This window comes from Lysobacter concretionis Ko07 = DSM 16239 (assembly GCF_000768345.1).
In the GTDB taxonomy this organism is placed as follows: Bacteria; Pseudomonadota; Gammaproteobacteria; order Xanthomonadales; family Xanthomonadaceae; genus Novilysobacter; species Novilysobacter concretionis.
Window position 1 is genome coordinate 416,866 of the sequence record NZ_AVPS01000004.1, and the last position, 23,681, is coordinate 440,546.

Consider the following 23,681-nt stretch of genomic DNA (forward strand, 5'->3'; position numbering starts at 1 on the left):
GGGGCGAGCGGGTGCCGATCGACTCATCACGGTGCTTCGACAGGGCCGCCAAGGCGGAGGGACGGATATGCGATGTGGCGACACGAAACCACGGCCGACATGGCTTGGCTTCGGACGCGCCGTGCATCGCGCCTGCGGGGTCGGGATTGCGCTCGCCGCGCTGACCGGCTGCAACGGCGGGTCCTCCGCGCTGGATCCGGGTGGAGTGGAGGCCGCCACAATCGCGCGCCTGTTCTGGTTGATGGCAATCGGCGCCGGCGCGGTCTGGGTGGTGGTCGTCAGCATCGCGATACACGCTGGACGTCGGCGCGACAATCCGCCGGATCGCCGTGTCGCCCGCTGGCTGATTGTGGTCGGCGGGGTGGTCGTCCCTACCGTGGTGCTCGGCGCATTGCTGATGCACGGTCTTGTACTGATGCCGCAGTTGCGCGAACCCGCACCGCATGACGGCCTGCGGATTGCGGTTTCCGGCGAGCAATGGTGGTGGCGCGTGACCTACCGGCCCGACGATGCAGTACCAGTGGTGTTGGCCAACGAGATCCGTTTGCCGGTCGGCCGGCGCGTCGAGTTCATCCTGACCAGTCCCGACGTGATCCACTCGTTCTGGATCCCTTCGCTCGGCGGCAAGCTCGACATGATCCCGGCCCGCACCACCACGCTGGTGCTGGAGCCGACCCGCACCGGCACGTTCCAGGGCGCCTGCGCCGAGTACTGCGGCACCTCGCACGCGTTCATGCGCCTGGCGGTGGTGGTGATGGAGCCAGAACCGTTCGCGCGCTGGCTGGAACACCAGGCCGCGTCCGCAACAGCGCCGCTCGATGCAATTGCGCGACGAGGGGAACACGCGTTCCGCCGCAATGGCTGCGGCGCCTGCCACACGGTCCGCGGTACCGCGGCCGCTGGCGTGGTCGGCCCCGACCTGACCCACGTCGGCAGCCGCCTGGAGTTGGCCGCCGGCACCCTGCCGAACGACCCGGCGGGGTTTCAACGCTGGATCGCCGACACGCATACGGTTAAGCCCGACGCCACGATGCCGCAATTCGGAGTGCTGCCCGAGGCGGAACAGCGTGCGATCGCAAGCTACCTGGAGGGCCTGCAATGACCGGCAGGCATGCCCGGAACGGTCGCGCCCAAGCCGCACGGCTCGAAGCCGCCTGGAAGACCCCGACGGGCTGGCGCTACTGGTCGTCGGTCAACAACAGCCAGGTAGGCAAGTGGTACACGGTCACCGCGATCACCTTCTTCCTGTTTGCCGGGGTTCTGGCGCTGCTGATGCGTGTGCAACTGGCACTGCCGGACAACGACTTCGTCAGCGCGACCACCTACAACCAGCTGTTCACGCTGCACGGCTCGGTGATGATGTTCCTGTTCGCGGTGCCGATCTTCGAGGCGTTCTCGATCCTGATCCTGCCGTCGCTGCTCGGTGCACGCGAACTGCCGTTCCCGCGGCTGTCCGCGTACGGGTTCTGGTGCTTCCTGATCGGCGGTGTGTTCGTGTGTGGCTCGATCTTTTTCGACGCGGCGCCGCAGGGTGGCTGGTTCATGTACCCGCCTCTGACGACGCAGTACCAGGACGGGCTCGGTGCCGACATCTGGCTGCTGGGACTGAGCTTCATCGAGGTCGCCTCGATCGCCGCCGCAGTCGAACTGATCGTCGGTGTGCTCAAGACCCGGCCGCCGGGCATGCGCGTGAACCTGATGCCGTTGTATGCGTGGTACATCCTGGTGGTCGGCGCGATGATCCTGTTCGCGTTCCCGCCGCTGATCGCCGGCGACCTGATGTTCGAGCTGCAGCGCATGCTCGACTGGCCGTTCTTCGACCCGGCCCGCGGTGGCGATCCGCTGCTGTGGCAGCACCTGTTCTGGATCTTCGGACACCCCGAGGTCTACATCATCTTCCTGCCGGCGATCGCGCTGGTCGCGATGATCGTGCCGACCTTCGCGCGCCATCCGATCGTGGGCTACAGCTGGATCGTGCTGGCCGCCGTCGGCACCGGTTTCCTGAGTTTCGGCCTGTGGGTCCACCACATGTTCACCACGGGCCTGCCGAACATCTCGCTGGCGTTCTTCTCGGCCGCCTCGCAGGCGGTGGCGTTGCCGACCGGGATACAGATCTTCGCGCTGCTGGCGACGGTGCTGGCCGGCCGGGTGGTGCGTTCGGTGCCGATGCTGTTCGTGCTCGGTGCGCTGGTGATCTTCGTGCTCGGTGGACTGACCGGGGGCATGGTGGCGCTGGCGCCGTTCGACTTCCAGGCCCACGACACCTATTTCATCGTCGCCCACCTGCACTACGTGCTGATGGGCGGGATGGTGTTCCCGGTGATCGCCGGCACCTATTACTTCTACCCGTTGGTGTTCGGCAAGCAGTTGTCCGAACGATTCGGGCGGCTGGCGTTCTGGCTGATGTTCGCCGGCTTCAACATCGCGTTCCTGCCGATGCATGTCAGCGGCCTGGCCGGGATGCCGCGGCGGGTGTTCACCTATCGAGGCGGGCAGGGCTTGGACCTGCTCAACCTGATCTCGACGGTGGGCGCGTTCGTGCTCGCAGCCGGGTTCGCGGTGCTGCTGCTGGACGCCTTGCGAACCGCGTTCCGCGGCGGCCATTGCGAGCGCAATCCATGGGGTGCCGGCACGCTGGAGTGGCTGGCGCATCTGCCACCCCGCTCGTGGGGTGTGCGGTCGATCCCGGTCGTCCAGAGCCGCTACCCGCTGTGGGACCAACCGGGACTGATGGACGATGTCGACGAGGGACGCTTTTATCTCGCCGACGCGCCGGAAGGCCTGCGCGAGACGCTGGTTACCTCGCCGGTCGATGCGGTGCCGGAGCAATGCCTGCGCGTGCCGGGGCCTACCTTTGTGACGTTCTGGGCGGCGGTGTTCACCGGCGGTGCGTTCATCTTCCCGGTGTTCAGTCAGTACGTCGCCGCAGGCGTCAGCGCGGTGCTGGCGCTGGTCGCAATCCTGGTCTGGTTGTGGACCGGCACCGCGCTGGTGCCGGAAAAACCCGCCAAGGACGTCGGCCTCGGCTTGCGCCTGCCGTTGTACGCGTCCGGGCAGGTATCGGTGGGGTGGTGGGCGATGTTCATCACAATGATCGGCGACATGGCCGCGTTCGCCAGCCTCGTGTTCGGCTACTTCTTCTTCTGGACCGTGCACGAGGATTTCCCGCCGGACCCGACTGCCGGGCCGGGGCTGCTGTGGCCGATGTCGGCGCTGGGACTGGCGCTCGCCGCGTGGGCGGCCACGGTGCTGGCGCGTGGATTGAACCGCCGCGCTTCGGGCGTCGGTTTCCATGTCGCTGCTGTGAGTGGGGCAGTGCTCGCGCTAGCGGCCGCCGCCGCGCTGCTGGCGGGGCCGTGGCTGACCGGCATGGACCCGACCGGGCACGCCTATGCGGCCACGGTGTGGCTGCTGGTTGGCTGGACCACGGCGCATATCGTGGTCGGCGTGGTCATGCAGCTGTACTGCATCGCCCGTCGCGCGGCCGGCCGGATGACCGCCGAACACGACATCGACATCCAGAACGTCACCCTCTACTGGCATTTCGTCGCGATCACCGTGCTGGTGACGGTCGCGACGATTGCCGGTTTTCCGCTGGCAGCCTGAGGTCGACGATGACAACGCCACGCAAACAGGATTCCCGCACACGGCCCGCCCCGGCGCCGGGCCGACGGTTGGCCAGGGACCGTGTCCTGTCTGAAAGCCGCGCCAGTCTGTGGCTGCTGACCGCGGGGCCGGTGACGTGGGCGCTCCACTTCCTGTTGTCCTACATCACCGCCGCGATCTGGTGCGCGAAGGCGATGACGGTGGCCGCACCGTTGGGCGCGGCGCGGGTCGCACTGGTCGCCTACACGGTCGTGGCGCTGGCAGTGATCGCCGGCATCGGCTGGCGCAGTTGGCGTCAGCATCGGTGGGGCGATGCGGAGTTGCCCCACGATGCCGCCAGCGCCGACGATCGCCACCGCTTCCTGGGCTTCGCGACGCTGCTGCTGTGCGGGCTGAGTTTCGTCGCGGTGGTCTATTCCGCGTTCGTGATCGGGGTGTTCGGGACATGCCGATGACCTGCATCGGCCGCCACGGCGTCTGGCCACTGGCTTGCGGCTTATCGGTGCTGGCCGCGGTGTGGTTCGCGCCGCTGCCGGAATGGTCGCGGCATTCATTCGCCGCGCACATGGGTATGCACATGTCGGTGGTCGCGGTCGCCGCGCCGTTGCTCGCGGCCGGCGTGGCCGGCGGCCGGCTTGATCCGGTGCGGTGGCTGGCGGCGAACGCATCGCCGAGCAACGGCGACGCGACAAAGGCGTTGCTGGTACCCGTGCTGCTGTCGCCGCTGGTCGCCTCGGTCATCGAGTTCATCGTGGTCTGGGCCTGGCATGCGCCGGCGCCACACCACGCGGCGCGGCACTCGGCGGGTTTGCTGGTGGTCGAGCAGGGCAGCTTCCTCGCGGTCGGATTGCTGGTCTGGCTGGCCGCGTTCGGCGGCAGCGGGGCGCAACGGCACCTGCGTGCCGCGACCGGCATCGCCGGGCTGTTGCTGACCTCGATGCACATGACCCTGCTCGGCGTGCTGCTGGCGCTGGCCGCGCGGCCGCTTTACGGCCACGGCGCCGACGTGGGGTCCGGCCTGACCGCGCTGCAGGACCAGCACCTGGGCGGGGTGCTGATGCTGCTGTTCGGCGGCGTCGCCTACATGGCCGGGGCGCTGATGCTGCTGTTGGGACTGCTGCGCGAGCGGCATGCGGCGGTGGCCGATGGCTGACCGGTACGGCATCCGGGGATGGCTGGCCGCGATCGCGAAACTGCCGCGCTGGCTGTGGTTGCGCCTCGCCGGGGGCTCGTGGGCGATGGTGCTTGGCCGACTGTTGCTGGCCGCCACGGTGTTCGGCCTGGCCGCGCTGTTGTTCGTCTCGGCCGGCATGATGCCGGTGGCCGCCAGCCAGGGGCATTGGCCGATCACCCGGGTCTTGCTGAACTTCACGATGCGCCGCTCGGTGCAGACGCACGCTTTGGGGATAACGTCGCCGTCCGCCGAAGAACAATCGTTGGGTACGTTGGCGATGGTGCTGAAGGGTGCCGGTCATTACGCCGCGGGCTGCCTGCCGTGCCACGGGGCACCGGGCCATCCTCGGGCGGAAGTGATGTTGCACAGCGTCCCGGAACCGCCGTACCTGCCCCCGATGGTCGATGACTGGAATGACCGTGAACTGTTCTGGATCGTCAAACACGGCATCAAGTACACCGCGATGCCGGCGTGGCCGTCGCAACGGCGCGACGACGAGATCTGGGCGATGGTCGCTTTCCTTCGGCGGTTGCCGGCGTTGGAACCGGCGGAATTCCGACGGCTGGCCTATGGCGGGGAAGCCGCCATTCCCGAGAGCGGCCCGACCCGACCGGCCACGCAGCCGCAGGCGCTGACCAACTGCGCACGCTGCCACGGTCGCCACGGTGAGGGCGACGGCAACGGTGCGTTCCCTTCGGTGGCAGGGCAGGGCGAACCCTACCTGCTCGCCAGCCTGCAAGCCTATGCCCGCGGCGACCGTCACAGCGGTGTGATGCAGCCGGTCGCGGCCGGGCTGGACCTCGATGAGATGCGAACGATGGCGAAGTACTACGCCACGGCGGAGGGCGGCCGCCACGGCGGTGAAACAACTGACGGCCGCAGCGATTACGGCCGGGATGACGCCACACTCGCGGCAATCGCCCGCGGCGCGCAGTTGGCGCAAGAGGGCTCGGCGGCAAGGCGGGTCGCGTCTTGCGTGGAGTGTCATGGCCCCAGACCTGGTCCGCGCAATGCGCTGTATCCGCGCATCGCAGGACAGCCCGCGGCCTACATCGAACTGCAGTTGTCGCTGTTCAAGCGCGGCGACCGCGGCGGCACCGCGTATGCCGGAATCATGACCACCGTGGCCGAACGCCTGGAGCCGGGCGACATCCACGACCTGGCGCTGTATTACTCATCGCTGCCAGCGAACGGGCGGCCTGGTCTGGATTGAAGCGGGCGCAGGTGCTTCATCAAGCGCCACTCACAGGCGATGTTGGCGGTGAGGCTCATCCAAGCCATGTGTTCGGGTTCGATGTTGTGGCTCGGGCGTCCAGAAGTGGCCTTTGGGAACCAAAACCGGACCAAGGGCCGGTGAGTTCGGTGCGGATCGTGGGAGTGAGCGTCATGCGGGGTGGTAGCCGGGGTCAGTGCTAGTGGGACATCTAAATCCTTTGTGAATCAATTACTTAATGACGTCGGTTCCGGCTTTGTATCGGATTTAGTGGTTGGATGGAGTCACGGTAATTGATACATTTTCCGAGAATCGAGAGTAGCTGATACTTTTTGCGCGTGTGAACAGCCGCGCAGCGATTGGTTGGACCGCTAGATGAATAGAGCCTCGGCTTGGCTTATAAGGCGGTCCCTGACTCGAGAACTTGCTTCCAAAAGCTCGCGGGCCGCAGACTCAAGCTCATCATGTGTGAAGTTGAATCGCCTATCGTCGCGAGCCGACGCGAAAAACATCTCAAAGCCGTAGGTTCCGTGAGAATGCAGTTGCTGCAACGGCACCCTTAAGCTGTCTGAATTTGGAAGTAGAATTAATCTACGGCCTAGCATAGGTCCCAACTTTCCCTCCGAGGGCATTGTTCTCGCCCCCCAAAGGTGGATGTCGGCGACCGCTGAGCGTAATAGCCGGCAAAGAGGTTCCCCGATCAGAGTTGCATCGTCAAACCCGCGACGGTAAAGCGAAGCTGAGAATTGATCGACTGCGTCATACGCCGCCCGTATAAAGTTCGATGGCGCCTCAGGGTGCCGAGGTGGTTGGTACCACGTAGCAATATGGGCAACTGAGAATAGAAGGGCCAAGCATTGGGGAACTGCAGCCTCAACGAGTCCTTCGAAAGATACTTGCTCTGCCTGGCTTACACCGTCAGGATCAACTTTCTCCCATCCATCCAGTGGCCCAGCGTGTACAAGCATGACGTCTAAGGCTGCAAGCAAACGAGGCAAAATGAAGAAACTCCAGTCGATGGCAGGGACCTCGTCCAGCATGTATGGGCGTAGGTCCTTGAGAAGCCAAGGCTCCGAACACGGCACGCGCTGAGATACGCGCGTGAACAGATTGAATCGGGAGTTCTCGTCGTCAAGCTCTAGAACATAGTTCCCATCCGGGTTTCGCCCCAACTCGTAGGCGCGCTCAAAGAGTCGCGGGCGTACACGCTCCGGTAGGGGAATCGGCTCAATGCCAAAGCAGAACTTCTCCCCATCTTCTATACGCAGAGGCAACTGGGCGTTCAAGTCATCGAGATCAGCACACTTGAAGTGCCGCTTAAGAAAGCGAGACCACAGACGGGGACAGAGAAGGTCATGCTCGCTGGAATGTTGACGGCCCATAGACGGATATCCAAATTTCCGTTGAGGACAGTATGCCAGCAATCAGGGTACGGTGAGGTCGTCCACCTTCGGAGTGCGGAAATGACCAAATAAACAATGACTTAGCCACCAGATCAATTCTAACGAACAAAAAATAGCCGGCCCCTGGCAGGACCGGCTATCAGCAGCAACGGGTTCGTGCACCCGATTGCAAGTCATCCTATGGCGATGGAAGTCATGCGTCGAGGGTTTACTTTGCTCTCTTTCGCGCGATCGCCGCTTGCACCTTGGTGTGGGAGGAGGTAGTGAGAAAGAACCGTGAACCAACGCCGGCGCAGAAGCGTCGCAACGTCCTGGCAGAGGCCATTCGTTTAAGAGGTGAAGCTCCGTTCAACATTTGGGTGGTGCGCCCACCATTCGACGACAAAGCTCTGATTCTTTCTTCAGACGCTGCAATGGAGTTGTTCTATTTTTTAGAAGGAGAGCCTCGGCTCACCGAGGTTGACTATTCCCCACTACGACGGACAGATCAGGCGGGATCAGCAAGTAAGGAAGGCCGCGAGTTTGCACATGCTCGGACCGGGAGAGGCAATGAATATCAGATCTTCCTGTCTCGCGAAATAGCGCCTGTAGCTGACTACAGGGACCCATTCGATACGTCGGATGGGCGGATTGAAATCCGTCTCCCACATCTGGACGCAAATACCCAGCGCACTGAGAACTGGCGACGGATCATTCCATGTATTCGTCGCGTTCGTCGGCATCCCATCTCAGCTCTTGAGCTGCAGATCCTACTTAGGTTGCGTCGTGGTCCGCAGACTATCCGCCAACTCACGCGTGCGTTCCTCGAGGTTGAGAGTCCAGCCCTTCTTTACGGAGCGATCGCCTGCGTTCTCCGCAAGCGGCAGGCAACTTCCGATTGCGATACGCGTCCTTGGTCACTAAATACGTTGATCCAAAGTACCGAGTCATGAGCACAGTCCGATACACGCGGAAAACGGCGCCGCGAGATTGGATTCGTACGGATGAGTGGGATCCAATCTCGACTGAGGGGCTGGACGATACTGAAATGGCGCGCATTGCGATCCTCACAGAGGCTATCAACCTCTACGTATCAGGTGGACCTATCAGTAACTACCTTAAAGACAGTTCAGTGAGCAGAACGTCGTTTCTACGCGCCTTCAATCGCTGCCTCTGCTTTGACGGGGAGGGTCGCCAACTCGGCTGGCGAGGATTGTTGCCGAGACTGCGCGTCAAGGCGCCAGTGCGGACTAAATCTCTAATCCCTTCGGGGCGCAATGGTCAGGGAGGTTTGAGCGGCGCGCTCCAGCTATTCTTCAGGAGGAACGAAGACGTAAAGGAAGCGTTAGACAAATACATGCTCAACAGTGCGAAGAGAGCAAGCGGTCACGAGAACAAGCTGAGACATAGGTCAGCTCATAAGAAATTTATCTCGTTATGTCGTAGTAAGGGCGTCGCGGAGTTTGAATGGCCATTCAACACCAAGACCAAGGCCAAAGGTGCCATAAACGCGTATGTAAAAAGGTTTATCCATGCTCGATACGACGACATTGTCGCGACTCAGTTCGGTGACCGGGCGAAGGCAAAATCTAAAACAGGCACCGGCTACGCGTCGCGCCTAACCGCAGTTCGGCCGTTCGACGTCGTCGAACTCGATGAACACAAGTGCCACTTTATCGGTTCCATCGGCATACCAGCTGGAGATATAACGCGATGGCTTCCGGTGCAACGCGTCACAATTGTCTTGTGCGCCGACCGAAGCAGCTCAGTTATTCTCGGCTATCTGCCAATTTTGCGTCGCGAGGCCAATAGCGAAGATATTCTTGCAACAATCAACGCGGCATTAGGTAAGCGCGAAAAGTACGTTTTTTCAGAAGGGATGGAGTATACGCCGCACGGAGGATTTCCCGGAGATCTCGGAGGACCATTCAGTTGGTGCGGGTTTAACCAACTGCTAGTCGATAACGCGCTCTCGCACATTGCCAATTCCGTCGTTGATCGCGTTTGCGATATTGCCGGGTGCGATCTGAATTTCGGGCCAGTGCGCCGCTTCGATCGTCGACCGGTTGTAGAGCGCATCTTTGGTGAGATTGAACGAGCAGGCTTTCATAGAGTCGCCTCGACGACTGGCTCAAATCCCTTTGATCCGCTCCGCCAAGACCCTGAAGGAGCGGCCACAAAAGCCCAGGTGAGGCTTGCAGATTTGCTCGATCTCATTGAAGCCGTTGTCGCGGATCATAATGGAAAGGTCGGCAAGAGGAACCACGGCGCGAGACCATTGGAGCGTCTTCAAAGCTTGGTGAATGATGATGACGGATTGGGGATGATTTTCCCGGTGTTGCCGCCGTTGTTACCTGGCGTAGCGGGTTTGGAGTTAAGTATTGTTCCTTGCTTTGTTCGAGGGAGTAGAGAGAAGGGGCGCAGGCCGCAGATATACTTTGAAGAGGAAGAATATTTCGGCAAGAATCTTGCGGATAGATGGGACTTGCTCGACAAACAAGTCTTCGCTCACGTGGATCGCAATGATATTCGCCAGTTTGACGTTTTCCACAACGGAGTAAAAGTTGACACTGTCGTTGTACGTGGGCGTTGGCGACACTCACCTCATTCACGAGATACGCGCAGGCATATCAATAGTGACCTACGCAGCGGATACTTGGAAGTAGGATTCGACGAAGACCCAGTCAACGCGCACAACGCCGCTTTGTCAAAGCGACTAACTCGGGTGAAAGGTGTTGACGCGAAGGGGGTGGTGGGCGCCGCCAATGCGTTTGCTGAAGAGCAACGGGTCCGCGCCCAGTCAGCACCGAAAACGGCAAGCGACTGTCTGCAGGATGCGATCGATCAACTTAATGAGCCTGATCTTCCCTCCAGCAACGAAGATGAGCTGTGGAACATGGAGGATCTTGGGGCATTCAATAGGGGCGAACAATGACGTCACTGGATGAGCTCATCGGCGAGCGGGCGCGGCTCTGGAATGAACACCCAATAATCACTGAGAGCGCTATTTTGCCTACACGTTCGGTCCAGGACGCAGTGGCGCGAGTGCTGAAACTTGCTCGGAAAGGGCGGGGGTCCATTGCGTTCTGGGCAGACCCTGAGGTAGGGAAATCGTCTTGCCTCATGGCAATTGAGGCAGTGCTCAGGGAACGGATAGCGGGTTGCGGGGTGTTGTGGCTGGAGGCTGCCGAAGATCAGCAATCCGCAGAAGGGAGACTGCTAGCACAAATTCTGATGTCAATCCGATACGTACACAAGGTCGATATCACCCTGGCCGGCAAGCGAGACCAGGTAAATCGCGCATTGTTAGCTCTGTCGGGGGAAGCCAGACATCTATTTATCCTGATTGACGAAGCTCAGGAGTTCAACAATCGGGAATTTGGCTGGCTCAAAGCCGTGATCAACAGTTTGTCCCGAGCTGGCGTCAAAGTTACGACTGTGCTCTTCGGGCAGCGGGAACTTAAACAACGGCGAGAGGAACTGTATAGAGACGGGCGGTCGGACTTGGGTGTTCGCTTCATGAAAACGGTGTATCAGTTTCTAGGCTGCAGAAAGGAGGAGGACTTCTTGGCCATCTGCGAGGCCGTCGACCGCAAGTCCGAGTTCCCGGTGGGCAGCCAGCTAACCTACACACAGCTGCTGTTTCCGAAGGCGTTCGATGGGGGGTTCCGCTTCGCGAATCACGCCGGGATGATGTGGGAAGTAGTCCGTCGCACCGTTCCTTCAGTAAAACTAAGAAACGGACTGGCTATGGAGGCTGTTGCATCTATCTTGGCCGAGGCGGCAATAGCCTTCAAAGATCGTGATGCCAAAGATATGACCTTGTCAGAGACGATTATTGAGGAGATCGTCATACAGAAACTGAAGGAGGGATTATGAAGATGCCTGAAGCCTCTGTCGCACAATCGGACAAGCCCTTTGTGCCATGGTGCGATCAGACTCTTATTCGCGAAGAGTCTATCTACGCAGTACTAAATAAGCTGGCGTGGTTCGTTGCTAAGCCATGTGCTCTTTACATTAGACATATTCGACAATCGTATAGTGGAATGGTGGCGCATCATCCAGCCACACTTCGATATTCAGGTGAGATGGCGTGGCTTCGCTTCGTTAAGCAAACGCCCCTCGTGCCTTCGTTGCAGGGTCTTACCCTCAGAGACTATCTGAGTGTGATAGAACATCTCACCAAAAAGGAAACGCCGCTGCGTTGGCGGTCACAGTGGCTCCGCTTCTGTCCTGAATGCATGGCGAGCGGAGTGCACCTGCGGCTTCATCAGCACATGGCTGTGGAGAAGTGTCCGGTCCATCAAATTACATTACAGACTACATGCGTGCATTGCGAGCACAGGCTGCGATACGAATCATCGAAAGAAGAGCCGTTTTGCTGTCCTAGTTGCGGCAGGAGTTTGCTGCGGGACGGGATGATCGAGACCCAGCATACCAATGAGTTCCTAATGGAGGTGAGTAAACGGGTTCAAGACGCTCTCGTGTGGTTGGGTCCCGCGAACACGGATCTTGAAATCTTGACCGGTGTTCGGGTTATCCACATCGACGAATCGCATCCATTGCAAGCGGTGGGTGCGAAGTACATTCTCTTGGAGGCGCTCTGCAGTGCCCGCAACCATCGTCCGGAGTGGCTTCGTCGAGCGGTTCTTGACAGCTTCTCGGCTAGCTTCCGTGCCCTTGACTACTCATCGCCATTTCATTGGTCCCACGACAGTAGGGGGGAGGAGGCTCTATTGCAGTGGGAGGCGCCTGTCCGCAGCGCGACATCGTATCGAGATTCGCATGCCGATCCGGAACTCAGATGGACTCTGGATCTGTCCGGTCGGTACCGAAGTGCTTGTCGACGTGTTATGCAGATTTTCATCAATCGCTATCGGAGGCGTCATCCAGCGTGTCTGGATACACCTTATCGGATGTTCGGTGAGAAGCTCGAGGAGGATGAGAGAAATCCCGATGAGCTGCTGGAATGTTGTCCGGTTGCAATTGGATTTTGGCTATGGAGGAAGACGTGTTCGAGTATCCACGGTTCGATTGGAGAGTTCGAACGAGTTGAGCGATGGCGATTTCTCGTTGGGCTTCCTGACTCTACGTGTGACTTGCTTTTCTACACGTTGGTGAGGAGTCACCTGCATTATTGCGTGTTCGTCGCCGATGAATGTGTGCGTGGCTGGAAGGAATCCGGCGCAACGGTCGGTGATTCTATCGAGCCGATCCTTGCGATCGCGCGCTCGGACGCCATATGGTCTTGCAACGATTTTGATTATCACCACCCGAGGATGTTGGTAGCCAACGGTAGCATTCACTTTGTGAAATTTGACGCGACGCAAGTATTTCTGACCAGGAAGTGTCCGGGTGCCGTTGCGTATCAGGAAAGGCTTCGTCGACAGCTCAGGAATGTTCGGGTGGTGGGCGTGGGGCTGCCTGGCCCAATGTATGTCAATAATGAGGATGAGTGGGAAAAGTTGCAGTTCAAACAGGAGCGCCCATTCGCCAAAATGAAGGGCGATTGGATCTTCTTTCCAGTTGAGCATTCGCCGAGACCGTGGATGTTCGATTCTTTATTTACTGAACGGCCAGGGATTTCGATGGAGTGCCCACACAAAGAGAGTGATGACGAGCGCTTGGATCAGGCGCTCAATTCGAAGTGGTTTCGCGGCGACAGGAATTCTGGGTAGTAAATAGGGGCCTGTCTGATATGTGGGCGAAGAGTTTGCAAATGGGGCCAAGCTCCGATGGTCAGAGTCGAATGGCTTGGCAGTCATCGGCAGCGCCCCGGGAAGACGGTGATATCCCGATTAGGGGGGCGTTATCGGGGGTAGGGAAGGTCGGCTTTCGATCCAAAGCGGCAATTGGGCCACCTCGGCAGAACCTCTTAATGTGGCCAGTGGTCACATACCGGGCCCAAAACGTTTGAACTAGAAGACGCTTGCGCGCTTGGCGAAATGCTCGATGGTGCGCGTCGCGACCGACGAGTGCTGGTGGCCCAAGAAGCCCAGCAGCTTTACCAGTTCCCTGTGGCCGCTTGGAGCGAAGGTCAGCGCGCTGACCTGTGTCTGCACGCGATCGAACTTTGGCATCCAGCCCGTGAGATCGGGCTTGAAGTTCAGCTTGAACCAGCCCCACCCGATGTTGAGCGTCGGCGCATCCGCCGGTGCCTTGCCCAAGGCACGCCCGACGTCCTTGCCCAAGGTAGCCAGACGTTTGCGCTCCACCGAGATCGCCTTGAACTCACCCGCCGAAATGGCCTCCTGGAACTGGCTTAGCCACGCGCGCACTTCGGAAAGTCGGTCGCGCATTTGCGATGCGACCACGAACATGTCCTCGAGCGACGAAGCCTCTCTGAGCACGAGCGCAGGCAGGGCCGGAAGGACGACGTGCACGCCTAGGACGCCGTCGTCCTTCGGTGAGGCTGGATACAACTGGTCTCGGTGCTTGGCAATTTCTTGCTTGAATTCACCCAGTGCTGTGGGCGGACTAGGCAATGCGACGCCAGCGCGCTGGAAGAGTCGTCGCCGGAGCGGATGCGGCGTATATGGCGTTGCGTAGACGAACGCCCGTGCCAGCATGCCAGCGCCGCCCCAGACCAGTTGCGACGTGAACGTGTGTGGCGTCGTCCGATCCCGGTCCCAGGCGGCCTCGTTGTCCGACTGTTCCTTCGACATCGTCTCGTTGAGCAACAGCTTAGCCAGGAACCCGTTCCTCGGGGCCTCGAGGCGCTCGGGGTAATCCAGGAATCCGTGTGGACGAACGATGGAACGCCTCGCGAGTTCGCTGAGCGGCTCACCTTGGCCGAACCAGGCGTCGTGAAACCGGTCATCGACCAGAATCTGATCGCGTAGCAGGACGTCGGTCAGCAGGTCGAACAACGCTTCGATGTCGATCACTGCCTGCGGCAAGGGCTGGGCCGCCTGCGCCGGATCGGTGAGCGGGCCGATACCTGGGTTGTCCTCGGGGTCGAGTCCTGTCGTCAGCAATGCGCTGACGGCTTGCAGTGACCAGTTATCGGCGATAACGCGCTGTCCCATCCCATTCCTTTCATAGCCCTTCGTCATGGGCCCACTACTATATCCCGCTCGCTCCTCGATGCCGCTCCTGGCAGACGCCACCCCGGTATCCTTGCAGGGGGTCTCGGTGGAACAGGTAATGGCAAAGGCGAAGCGAAAATCCACGGCAACGCGCAAGACGGCGACGCCGCCGAAGGCCGCGCCGAAGCCCAAGGCGTCGCCCAAGGCCAAGACAAAAGCGAAGCCTCGGACACGCCCGGCGGTGGACACCGTCCGGGCCTCCCGCGACGGCCACGAGTTCCACGAAGCATGGGTCGCTCGCAAGTGCTTGGGCTTGCTGCTGCCCCGGGACGAGCTGGTCGGCATCGCCGTTGAAGGCTTCGCCAACGAAGACCAAAGCGGTGTCTCGACCGAAGGCAACGAGATCGCCGACGCGGTCCTGTACTTTGGACGCAGTGCCACCCTTCAGCACGCAAATCGCGTGGTCGCGGTTCAAGTGAAGTACTCCAAGGCGGCCGAACACAAGCCTTTTCGTGCGGCCGACGCCAAGAAGACCATCGGCAAGTTCGCACGCACGTATCGCGCCTGCAAGAGGTCGCTTGGTACCGAGAAGGCACGGAAGAAGTTGCGCTTCGAGCTGGTCACCAACCGGCCGATCGAGCCCGCGCTGGCCGAGGCCATCAATGGGCTGGCGGCGCGAAGCCCGCTCAAGGGCGAGGCAAAAGCGCAGGCGAAGCAGGTGGCGGCCGCCTGCAAGCTGACGGGCAAGGATCTCGCCGAGTTTGCCGCGCGCCTGGAAATGATCGGGCTGACGGGCAATCTGCGCGAAAACAAGCAACAGCTCGCGCTCACTCTGGTGGACTGGTCGGACGCCAGGGACCACATGGCCCGCCGCCGGCTTGCGGACATCCGCGACATGGCCCGCGACAAGGCCGGTTTGGTCAAGCAGCACCACAACGTCATCGTGCGCACGGACGTGCTGGCTGCGCTGCACCTGTCCGACAACCGGGACCTGCTTCCGGCACCGGCGAGTTTTCCGCCGATCGGGAAGGTCGTCGATCGCGTGCAGCTGGACGACACCGTCAAACGCATCCCGCGGCTCACACGACCGCTGGTCGTGCATGCCGAGGGCGGCTTCGGAAAGACGGTCTTCATGAGCTCGTTGGCCGCCCGCCTGGGTGACCAGCACGAGACGATCCTCTTCGACTGCTTCGGCATGGGCCAATACCGTGCGTCGGACGACAGCAGGCACCTGCCGAGCCGCGGCCTGGTGCACATCGCCAATGAGCTCGCCTGTCGGGGCCTGTGCGACCCCTTGCTGCCATCGACCAGCCATAGCGAGGACATCCTCCGCGCCTTCCGCACGCGCTTGGAGCAGGTAGTCGCGACGTTGCGCCGGGGCTCGGCGGACCGGCAGCTAGTCCTGCTGCTCGACGCAATCGACAACGCCAGCGAGATCGCCCGCGATCGCAATCAGGATTCGTTCCCGCGCCTGTTGCTGCAGAGCCTGGAGCATGGCGCTCCCATTGGCGGCCTGCAGGTCGTCGTCAGCGCCCGAACCCACCGGCGGCTGGCCGCGACCGGCGAGATCTCCGCCGAAGCGCTCGAACTGCAGCCCTTCGTCGAGCAGGAAACCCGGGCGTTCCTGCGCACCCGAGTAACCAAGCTGACCGAAGTCATGGTCCAGGTGGGGCAGGCCCGGTCTAAAGGCAACGCCCGCGTGCTGGAGCACCTGGCGGCGGAACCGGACCTGCTGGCGCCGAGCGAGATCGACAAGCCAATCGACTTGGACGATCTCATCCAGCACCGCATCGACCAGGCCCTGGTAGAGGCGCGCAAGCTGGGCAATGCCGAGCACAGCATCCGCGCCTTCCTCGCAGGCCTGGCGACCCTGCCTCCGCCGGTTCCGCTCAAGGAGTTCGCTCAGGTCAATGGCATGCCCGAAGGTGCGGTCGTCAGCTTCGCTGCGGACCTGTCGCCGCTGTTGGAGCAGACCAAGCACGGCCTGATGTTCCGCGATGAGCCCACGGAAACGCTCATCCGGCGGAAGTACGCCGGCGACGCGGCGCCGCTGCGCGAGCTGGCAAACAACCTGTTCGCCATGCAGGCCCAGTCGGCCTACGCCGCCACCACGCTCCCCGACCTGCTGCTGCAACTCGAAGATGGCGAGAAGCTCTTCCAGCTCGCCTTCGACGAGCGGCTGCCGGCAAGCATCACCGGTACTGTGGGCCAGCAGGCGGTTCGCCATGCGCGGTTGCGCGCCGCGGTGGCGCACGCCGTTCGCGTCAACGACCTCGACCGCCTCGTGCCCCTGCTGGTCGAGTTGTCGACCTTGGCGGCGATGGACCAGCGGGGAACGACGTACCTGCTGGACTACCCCGATCTGGTGGTCGCGTCGGCCGATCCGGATTCGCTTCGGCGCATGTTCGATGCGCGAACCAAATGGCCCGGTTCCCGCCACGCCCGCCTGGCGATCGCGCACGCGCTGATGGGCGAGACCGCCGAGGCGATCTGGCACGCCCAGTGGGTCTACGAGTGGCGTGAGCACTATTTCAATCAGAGGAACGACGAGCACGACCGCGCGCACCCGACGGTGCTCGACATGGCGTCGCTCCCGTTCTGCCGCCTGCTCAAGGGCGACGGCACGGCCGCGGCCCGGGACCTGTCGGGTTGGGTCAGCGCCGAGTACGGGTACGACGTTGCCGAGGCGATGTTTGAGCTGGCGCGACGGCCCGAAGCGGCGCGTATCCTCCCGCCCGAGGTAATCCGAGCCTGCGTCGACGCACTGGCGTCCATCGGGCCAATCGCCGCAGCGATCCGTTACACGGCCGGGAATCCGGAGCAGCAGCGCGCCCAGCTCGAGTCGCTTGCGGCAACGTGCACGGCGAGCGGTCCGGTGAAGCTTCGCGACCACTACCGACCCGAGGAACGCGCTCTCGTGAAGGGCATGGTGGAGGCCGCGGCAAAGGCGGTGCGCATGGCCATGCCCGCCCAGGCGACCGCGATCCTTGCGGCGGTGCCGCTGGTCCCGCCCAGCCTGCACGTGTTCATGGATTCGTCGTATTGGACGGGTGAGATCGCCACCTATATCGCCCGGCAGGTAATCGCCTGCTGTGCGGCCGGCACGCCGATTGGCCCGCGCCACCTGCTGCCGCGCGAGCTGGCCGAGCTCGCGGCGACGTTGCCCTCCGACCTGCCGGACGAGGAGTTCCGCAAGGCCCTCAATGACTCACTGGACGCGGACTACCAGGCGAAGGCCAAGGCCGCTCGGGACGCCAAGGAAGACTCGCGCTATCACTACAGCCACAACTCGTCGGCCAAGGAGTTCATCGCCCGGCGACTGTCGCGGTGGCTGGACCTCGCGCGTGACTCCGCGCAGGCGCTGGTCGGCTCGGAGGCCGCCAACCCAACCTTGTCGCCGCTGACGGCGCGGTGGATCACGCTGCGCAACACTTCGGATTACCACTCGGGCGGACACTCGGCGCAACAGCAGCACAACGCGGTCGGCGAGCGCTTGCTCGCGGTAGCTCTCACTGCGAATGACGGATTTCCTGCCGACGAGGTGACCGCTTACATCGATGCAGCCAGCGAGTCGGACACCACCCCCCTGTCGAACCTGATTGGGCTCGTCGCCTTGCTGGCATCGCGGCCGGCCTTCCACGCGATGGCCGGTGCGCTGGCGATCAAGGCGAACGCGGCTACCGAGAGAGAACACGACGTCACCGATCGCGCGAAGCACTTCGCCCGACTCGGTCAGGCGATCGCGATGGCCAGCCCCGCCGAAGCAGTCGCGTATTTCCGCAAGGGGCTCGAGCAGATGGACGCGATCGGCTCGGGCGACTACCGCTACGTCGAGGGGCTAATGCACTTCGCCGGCGCCTTGACGGGCGAGGGCCTCGGTCAGCGTGAGAGCCACGCTCTGTCCAACATCTGCGAGCTCAACCTGGGCGAGGAGCAGAAGTTCAGCTGGGGTTCTTACGGCGCCGCGATGAGCAGGGCGGCCGGTCTGGCCGGGCTGGGCAAGCTGGCGCGATGGCAGGATCGCAGTCGGATCTCGTTGGACTACACGCTGTTGCCGTACGTGCGGGCCTTGGTCCAGGACGACAAGCTCGATGCGACCCTCGCGATGACGCTGCTGCGACTGTCCAACCCGGCGGAGCTGTACGTGTGCGGGACGACGCAGCTTGTCGCCACCTTCGAAAGCAAGCCGTCGGCACGCGCCCCCGGCGTGGCCACCGAACTCGTCACGCAGTACCTGCAGAACAACCCCGGTTCACTGGGCTCGGACACGCCCCGCGCGCTCGCCCGCTTTGCCGGCGCGGTGCTGGGCGAGAACGCGTGGGAGCGCCAATACCTGGACGCCGCTGCAGACCGGATCGAAGTGAAGCGCGACGACCACAACACGCGCGCGAACTGGCGGGCGTCGGGCGCCGATGCCTCGCCGCGAACCTGGGAAGCCGAACAGGCCGCGGCGAAGGCGCACATCCTGCAGCTCGCCGATGGCATCGATCCGCTCGATGAGGTCGCGGTGGGGCGCGTTCTCGATGCGGCCCGCACGCATCACCGGAACATGCGCTTCTCGGGCGATGTCCTCGATTCGCTGCGTCCGAAGGTGGCCTTCCAGGCCTGGCCTGACTATCTCGCGCTCATCGCGCGGCTCGAGATGTTGAGCCTCTACGAGAAGGAACAGGAGCTGCGCACCTGCAAGGCGCAATGGGCGGGCGCCTCGCTCGCCGTGGCTGACGCGCTCAAGGCGTGCGCGCCGGTCATCGCACGCGTGAACGCGCGCGAGTACATCTCCTTCGAGTACCTGGCGATCTCGCATGTCCGCGCCCTCGAGGAGATTTGCGGTCTGGAGCGTCGCGACGTGTTGATGCTCCTGATTGACGAATTCACCCGTCCCAAGATGCCGGTGCCGGCCTCGGTGTGGCTCAACTTCGCTGCGGAGTTCAATGCGCGAACCACGCCCGGCGTGGGCGAGCAGTCCCTGACGCGCCTTTTGCAGAGCGGCCCGGCGCGGCTGGCGTCCAACACCGAGGACGGCGAATGGCAGGAGTCGCTGAGCTTCACCGGGGATGCGGTCGAGGCGACCGCGGGCATGATCTGGTTCCAGCTCGGATCGCCGGTCACTCGGCGGCGGTGGTTGGCCGCCCATAGCCTGCGCACGGCGGTCCGCCTGGGACGCGCCGAGGTGCTGGATGCCGTCGTGACGAAGTATCGGCGCCGCGACGCGGCGCCCTTTCAGGCGCCGGAACTGCCGGTCTTCTACCAGCACGCCCAGCTGTGGTTGCTGATCGCGATGGCCCGCATCGCGCTGGAGGCGCCAAAGGACATCGCTCGACACGCCGACTTCCTCGAAGCGATCGCGTTCGACTCCGCAGACCGCCACGTGCTTCGGCGGCATTTCGCGGCGCAGGCCTTGCTGGCGTGCGCGGACGCGGGTCAGGTGAGCCTGTCCAAGGCGCGCCTCCAGAAGCTGAAGCGCGTCAACCGTTCGAGCTTCGCGATCAGGAAGGAGAAGAACTACTACGGGAGCGATTTCTCCTCCATGCGCCCCGAAGGTATGGCCGAGCCCCAGCCCGAACTGCACTTGGATTACGACTTCAGCAAGGACGACGTCTCGCCGCTGGCGCGCCTGTTCCGGCGGCCGCAGTGGGAAACGGTCGATGCTCTCGTCGCCAAGGTTCGCCAACACGACGCCGAGATCGCATACATGAGCGATCGGAAAGGACGATCACGGCCGGGGCGGGACCACTATTCCCGCGGTATCGACTCGGAATACCAGGGTTACGGCGAGCAGCTGGCGTGGCACGCCCGGTTCTCGGTGGCGGGAGATCTGCTCGCCGAGCATGCGGTGGTGTGGCCTGGTTACGAGGTGGACGATCCCTGGGCCGATTGGCTGTTGCGCGAGACTTTGACGCACCCCGACGGCTTGTGGCTAGCGGACGGCACGGACCGCCAGCCGCTGGACGCATGGGTCTCGTTGACGATCGTCGGCGAATCGTCGGTGGACCTCACCGCGGCCCCGTCGGAATTGCAGGCGCTGCTTGGGATCGGCGAGGCGATCGGAGAGTGGCTCACGGTCGACGGCAGCTGGCAATCCAACGAAGGCATCGAGATCCGGGTGATGTCGGCGCTGGCGCCGCGGGACAAGAGCGTCGCGCTGGCCAAGGACGTGGCGGCGCAAGTGCCCTTCCAGGCGTACCTGCCGCAGCTGCAGGCGTACGAGGACGACGGCGTGACCTCGGCGCGATGCGCCTACCTGCCGTGGATCGTGCGCGAGGAGGCCTATGCGCACCTGGACGAAACGGACGCCTTGGGCGCCGACGGCGCGGTGCAGCGCCCGCGGTTGAGCAAGGATGCGACCACGTTCGGCAACCTGCGATCGGTCGAACCTTTCGACCGCACCTGGGAGAACGCCGCCGGCGAGACCGTGTTGCGGGCCGACGCGTGGATCGAGTCGAGCCGACATGAGGAAGGTGCAAGCGAAGGCTCGCGCCTGTGGTGCCGCACCGACCTCGTGCGCGCGTACCTGGCAGCCCGCGACGCAGACTTGCTGTGGCTGGTGCGCTTGCGTCGCCGCGCCGGAGGCTACGGCAGCGAGCCCACCCGCTACTGGCACACCACCGCGGTCATCCGGCTGAATTCGTCGCTCGAGCTGAGCTACTACCCTGGCCGGGCGAACGAACTCGACGACTCTAAGTACTAGCGTGGCCCTATGTCGCCGCCGTGGCCGCGCGGGAGCACCGGCAAGGTCATCGCCGAACCGTACTCGTGCGCCGTGATCTTCCTTTGCGCAGCGACAGATCTGCGGATGCATGTGCGAACCACGACCATGCCGCGCGTTCCACGCCCAAGGGCATGCAGACCGTCCAGTCTTGGTCGCCAGCGCTGGGGCCATCCTGTGACTTAGGGCGGATACGAATGCTTGGATTCGTACACCTGGGGAAGAGACTCGTAGCAGAGCAAATCGTTATTTGCGAATGTCCGCTTGTGGCCGGAAACCGACGTTCGGAATGGCGGCCAATAACGCCAGCTGCAATTGTCCAACAGCCTGTTGGACGAACCTTGGCGCACCAGCCGTGCCTTCCGAGCAATTGGTCTCTTGGCGCTGCAAGCACCGTCAAACCGGATTGATTGAACCGAAACTGGTTGAATGATTGTCCAACCCCGATTCGGGCAGCAGTCTGCTGCCCAAAATTCGGCTGGGAACGCGCAGTAAGTTCAGCTTGGCACAGGCATCAGATGGTGTCTCCAGCCTCAACGTCAATTGGGCAACAGGCTGTTGCCCAATTGGTTCTGGGTTACCCCATCTTAGGCGGCAGACTGATTGACTTAGCCCAAACACGCCTGGGGTCGAGGCGAGATCTGTCAGACGTGAACCCACCGGGGATGGTCTTGGTCGGTTCTCAGTGAAAATGCCGAACGGTGGATACAACCTAGAGCGGCCGCTCCCGCAGCTTAATGATTCGGGGCATTAGGCATCTGCGAAGTCTGTTCGGTCCAGTTCGTGACTATCAAGGAATATGCGAAGCTGCGTGCGCCAAGCTCCCCGGCCTGGCTTTCGTAGAAATCTAAAGACCGCTTCTGGCCGGAGCGGCCCAAGCCGGGCAGGGGATTAGGGCTGGCTATCGGGGCTAGAACAGCAGCGTCAAAACGGGCTGTGGGGAAGTAGGAGGCACCTCTTCGAGCATCTCACCAACGATTATGCATGCCGAGCGGGATTTCCATAATTATGGAAATTCGGCCGTTTTTGCATAATTGGGTTGGTAATCCCCCCGTTTTTAACGGACACCAAAAGTGGAGCTAAGCGGCACGTGCCAGTTTCTGTATCGGGGTAATGCCGCCGAGTGCCATGTTGGGGCGCTCGTGGTTGTACGTCCATAGCCAGCGCGTGGCCTTGTCCTGCACCTGCTCGATGGTGTCGAACAGGATCCGGGCCAGCCAGGCATAACGCACCGTGCGGTTGTAGCGTTCGATATAGGCGTTCTGCTGTGGCTTCCCAGGCTGGATGTGCTCAATCCGGATGCCCTGTCGCTCGGCCCAGGCCAGCAGCGCGCCACTAATGTATTCCGGCCCGTTGTCGCAGCGGATCGCACGGGGTTTGCCGCGCCATTCGATGATCTGCTCCAGCGAACGGATCACCCGCGCTGCCGGCAGCGATAGGTCCACTTCGATGCCCAGCCCTTCGCGGTTGAAGTCGTCCAGCACGTTGAACAGACGGAAGCTCCGGCCGTCGCTGAGCTGGTCATGCATGAAATCCATGGACCAGATCTGGTTGATCGTATCGGGCACGGCCAGCGGCTCGGGCTTCTCCCGCACCAGGCGCTTCTTCGGCTTGATCCGCAGGTTCAACTCCAGCTCCCGGTAGATGCGATAGACCCGCCTGTGGTTCCAGCCAAAGCCTTTGACGTTGCGCAGGTGCAGGAAGCACAGGCCAAAGCCCCAATCGCGATACGCCGTGGTCAGCCGCACCAGCCAGTCGGCGATGCGTGCATTCTCGTCCGACGACGTGGCCTGGTAGCGGTAGCAGGTCTCGCTCAATTCGAAGGTCCGGCAGGCGTGCCGAATGTTCGTGCGCCCGCCCTCGATCGCTGTTCGGGCCATCTCCCGGCGTTGAGATGGCCTCACCATTTTTTTGAGAGCGCTTCCTTCAGCAGGTCGGCGCTCAGCTGCGCGTCGGCGTACATCTTCTTCAGCCGCCGGTTCTCGTCCTGCAGCTCCTTGAGCTGGGACATCATCGACGCATCCATGCCGCCGAATTTGCTGCGCCACTTGTAGAACGTGGCCGAGCTGATGCCGTGTTCGCGGCATATCTCCGGGACGGGCGTGCCGGCCTGCGCCTGCTTGAGCACGGCGATGATCTGGCTGTCGGTGAAGCGGGACTTCTTCATTGGAACCTCCTCGGGAAAGCGTACGAGAAAATTCCACTTCTGGGGTCAGCTAACCTGTGGGGGGATTACCCTCCAGGAACATCGCGGCGTGGAACCGATACTTGCGTGCCTCGCTCGGCAGGGAAATGCCAACTTGCTTGGCTACAAGCGTCGCGTAACTGAGCTGGGCCTCGGTCGGCTCTTTCAAGTCCCAATCGATGCAGTCCTTGAGCAGTGTCTCGATCTGGTTTTCCAGGCGCTTGACGAAAGTGTCCCGGACACGCCGATCCTTGATTCGTTCGTACTGGACAGTCAGCGCCTCCTCGAGTTGCTGAGAGACGTATAGCTCCAGTGTCATCTCAACCGCGGGGTTCACCAGATAGAGGGTCGGCAGGGATTCGTGTAAAAACGGGCCGAAAGTGAGCT

At 62.3% G+C, this 23,681-nt stretch carries 12 protein-coding genes; 9 read left to right on the plus strand and 3 right to left on the minus strand.

Annotation, left to right across the window (positions count from 1 at the left end; all coding sequences use genetic code 11):
* The first annotated feature begins 121 nt into the window (after positions 1-121).
* From coxB to N792_RS06450, 8 genes are all read left to right on the plus strand, one after another.
* Positions 122-1,102 (plus strand): cytochrome c oxidase subunit II, encoded by a 981-nt coding sequence (coxB, locus tag N792_RS06420; RefSeq protein ID WP_052103561.1) that lies wholly within the window; start codon positions 122-124, stop codon positions 1,100-1,102.
* Entirely contained in the window at positions 1,099-3,606 is a 2,508-nt protein-coding gene (gene ctaD, locus N792_RS06425) for a cytochrome c oxidase subunit I (RefSeq protein ID WP_036193479.1), read from the plus strand. Before coxB ends, ctaD begins: the two co-directional genes overlap by 4 nt.
* 68 nt (positions 3,607-3,674) lie before the next feature.
* Positions 3,675-4,061 (plus strand): hypothetical protein, encoded by a 387-nt coding sequence (locus N792_RS06430; protein WP_198025573.1) that lies wholly within the window; start codon positions 3,675-3,677, stop codon positions 4,059-4,061.
* On the plus strand, positions 4,052-4,759 hold the full coding sequence (locus N792_RS06435; protein WP_084105466.1) for a cytochrome c oxidase assembly protein: 708 nt from the start codon (positions 4,052-4,054) through the stop codon (positions 4,757-4,759). Before N792_RS06430 ends, N792_RS06435 begins: the two co-directional genes overlap by 10 nt.
* Positions 4,752-5,993, plus strand: coding sequence for a c-type cytochrome (locus tag N792_RS06440; protein ID WP_052103563.1), 1,242 nt, complete (start codon positions 4,752-4,754; stop codon positions 5,991-5,993). The genes N792_RS06435 and N792_RS06440 overlap by 8 nt, the downstream gene beginning before the upstream one ends.
* Before the next feature lie 2,331 nt (positions 5,994-8,324).
* Entirely contained in the window at positions 8,325-10,310 is a 1,986-nt protein-coding gene (locus N792_RS13970) for a hypothetical protein (RefSeq protein WP_224743843.1), read from the plus strand.
* A complete protein-coding gene (locus N792_RS06445; protein ID WP_036193481.1) occupies positions 10,307-11,254 on the plus strand; it encodes an AAA family ATPase in 948 nt (315 codons plus the stop codon). Before N792_RS13970 ends, N792_RS06445 begins: the two co-directional genes overlap by 4 nt.
* A 1,262-nt stretch (positions 11,255-12,516) precedes the next feature.
* A complete protein-coding gene (locus N792_RS06450; protein WP_156969311.1) occupies positions 12,517-13,053 on the plus strand; it encodes a hypothetical protein in 537 nt (178 codons plus the stop codon).
* A gap of 240 nt (positions 13,054-13,293) precedes the next feature.
* Here the strand turns inward: N792_RS06450 and N792_RS06455 are convergent, their stop codons facing one another.
* Positions 13,294-14,430 carry a hypothetical protein gene (locus N792_RS06455; protein ID WP_156969312.1) on the minus strand — a complete coding sequence of 379 codons (1,137 nt, stop codon included), beginning with the start codon at positions 14,428-14,430 and terminating at the stop codon, positions 13,294-13,296.
* Positions 14,431-14,521: 91 nt separating this feature from the next.
* On the opposite strand from N792_RS06455, the gene N792_RS06460 reads away from it, so the two are divergent.
* Positions 14,522-21,091: an NACHT domain-containing protein gene (locus N792_RS06460; RefSeq protein WP_156969313.1), complete on the plus strand. Its 6,570-nt coding sequence runs from the start codon at positions 14,522-14,524 to the stop codon at positions 21,089-21,091.
* Between the two features lie 1,097 nt (positions 21,092-22,188).
* Here the strand turns inward: N792_RS06460 and N792_RS06465 are convergent.
* Both N792_RS06465 and N792_RS14095 read right to left on the minus strand, forming a co-directional pair.
* A protein-coding gene (locus tag N792_RS06465) for an IS3 family transposase (protein ID WP_224743842.1) occupies positions 22,189-23,276 on the minus strand; the annotation gives its coding sequence in 2 pieces (ribosomal slippage) (positions 22,189-23,024 and positions 23,024-23,276; 1,089 coding nt in all).
* Positions 23,277-23,325: 49 nt separating this feature from the next.
* On the minus strand, positions 23,326-23,681 hold a 356-nt coding region (locus tag N792_RS14095; RefSeq protein WP_052103566.1), incomplete at its 5' end, for a hypothetical protein.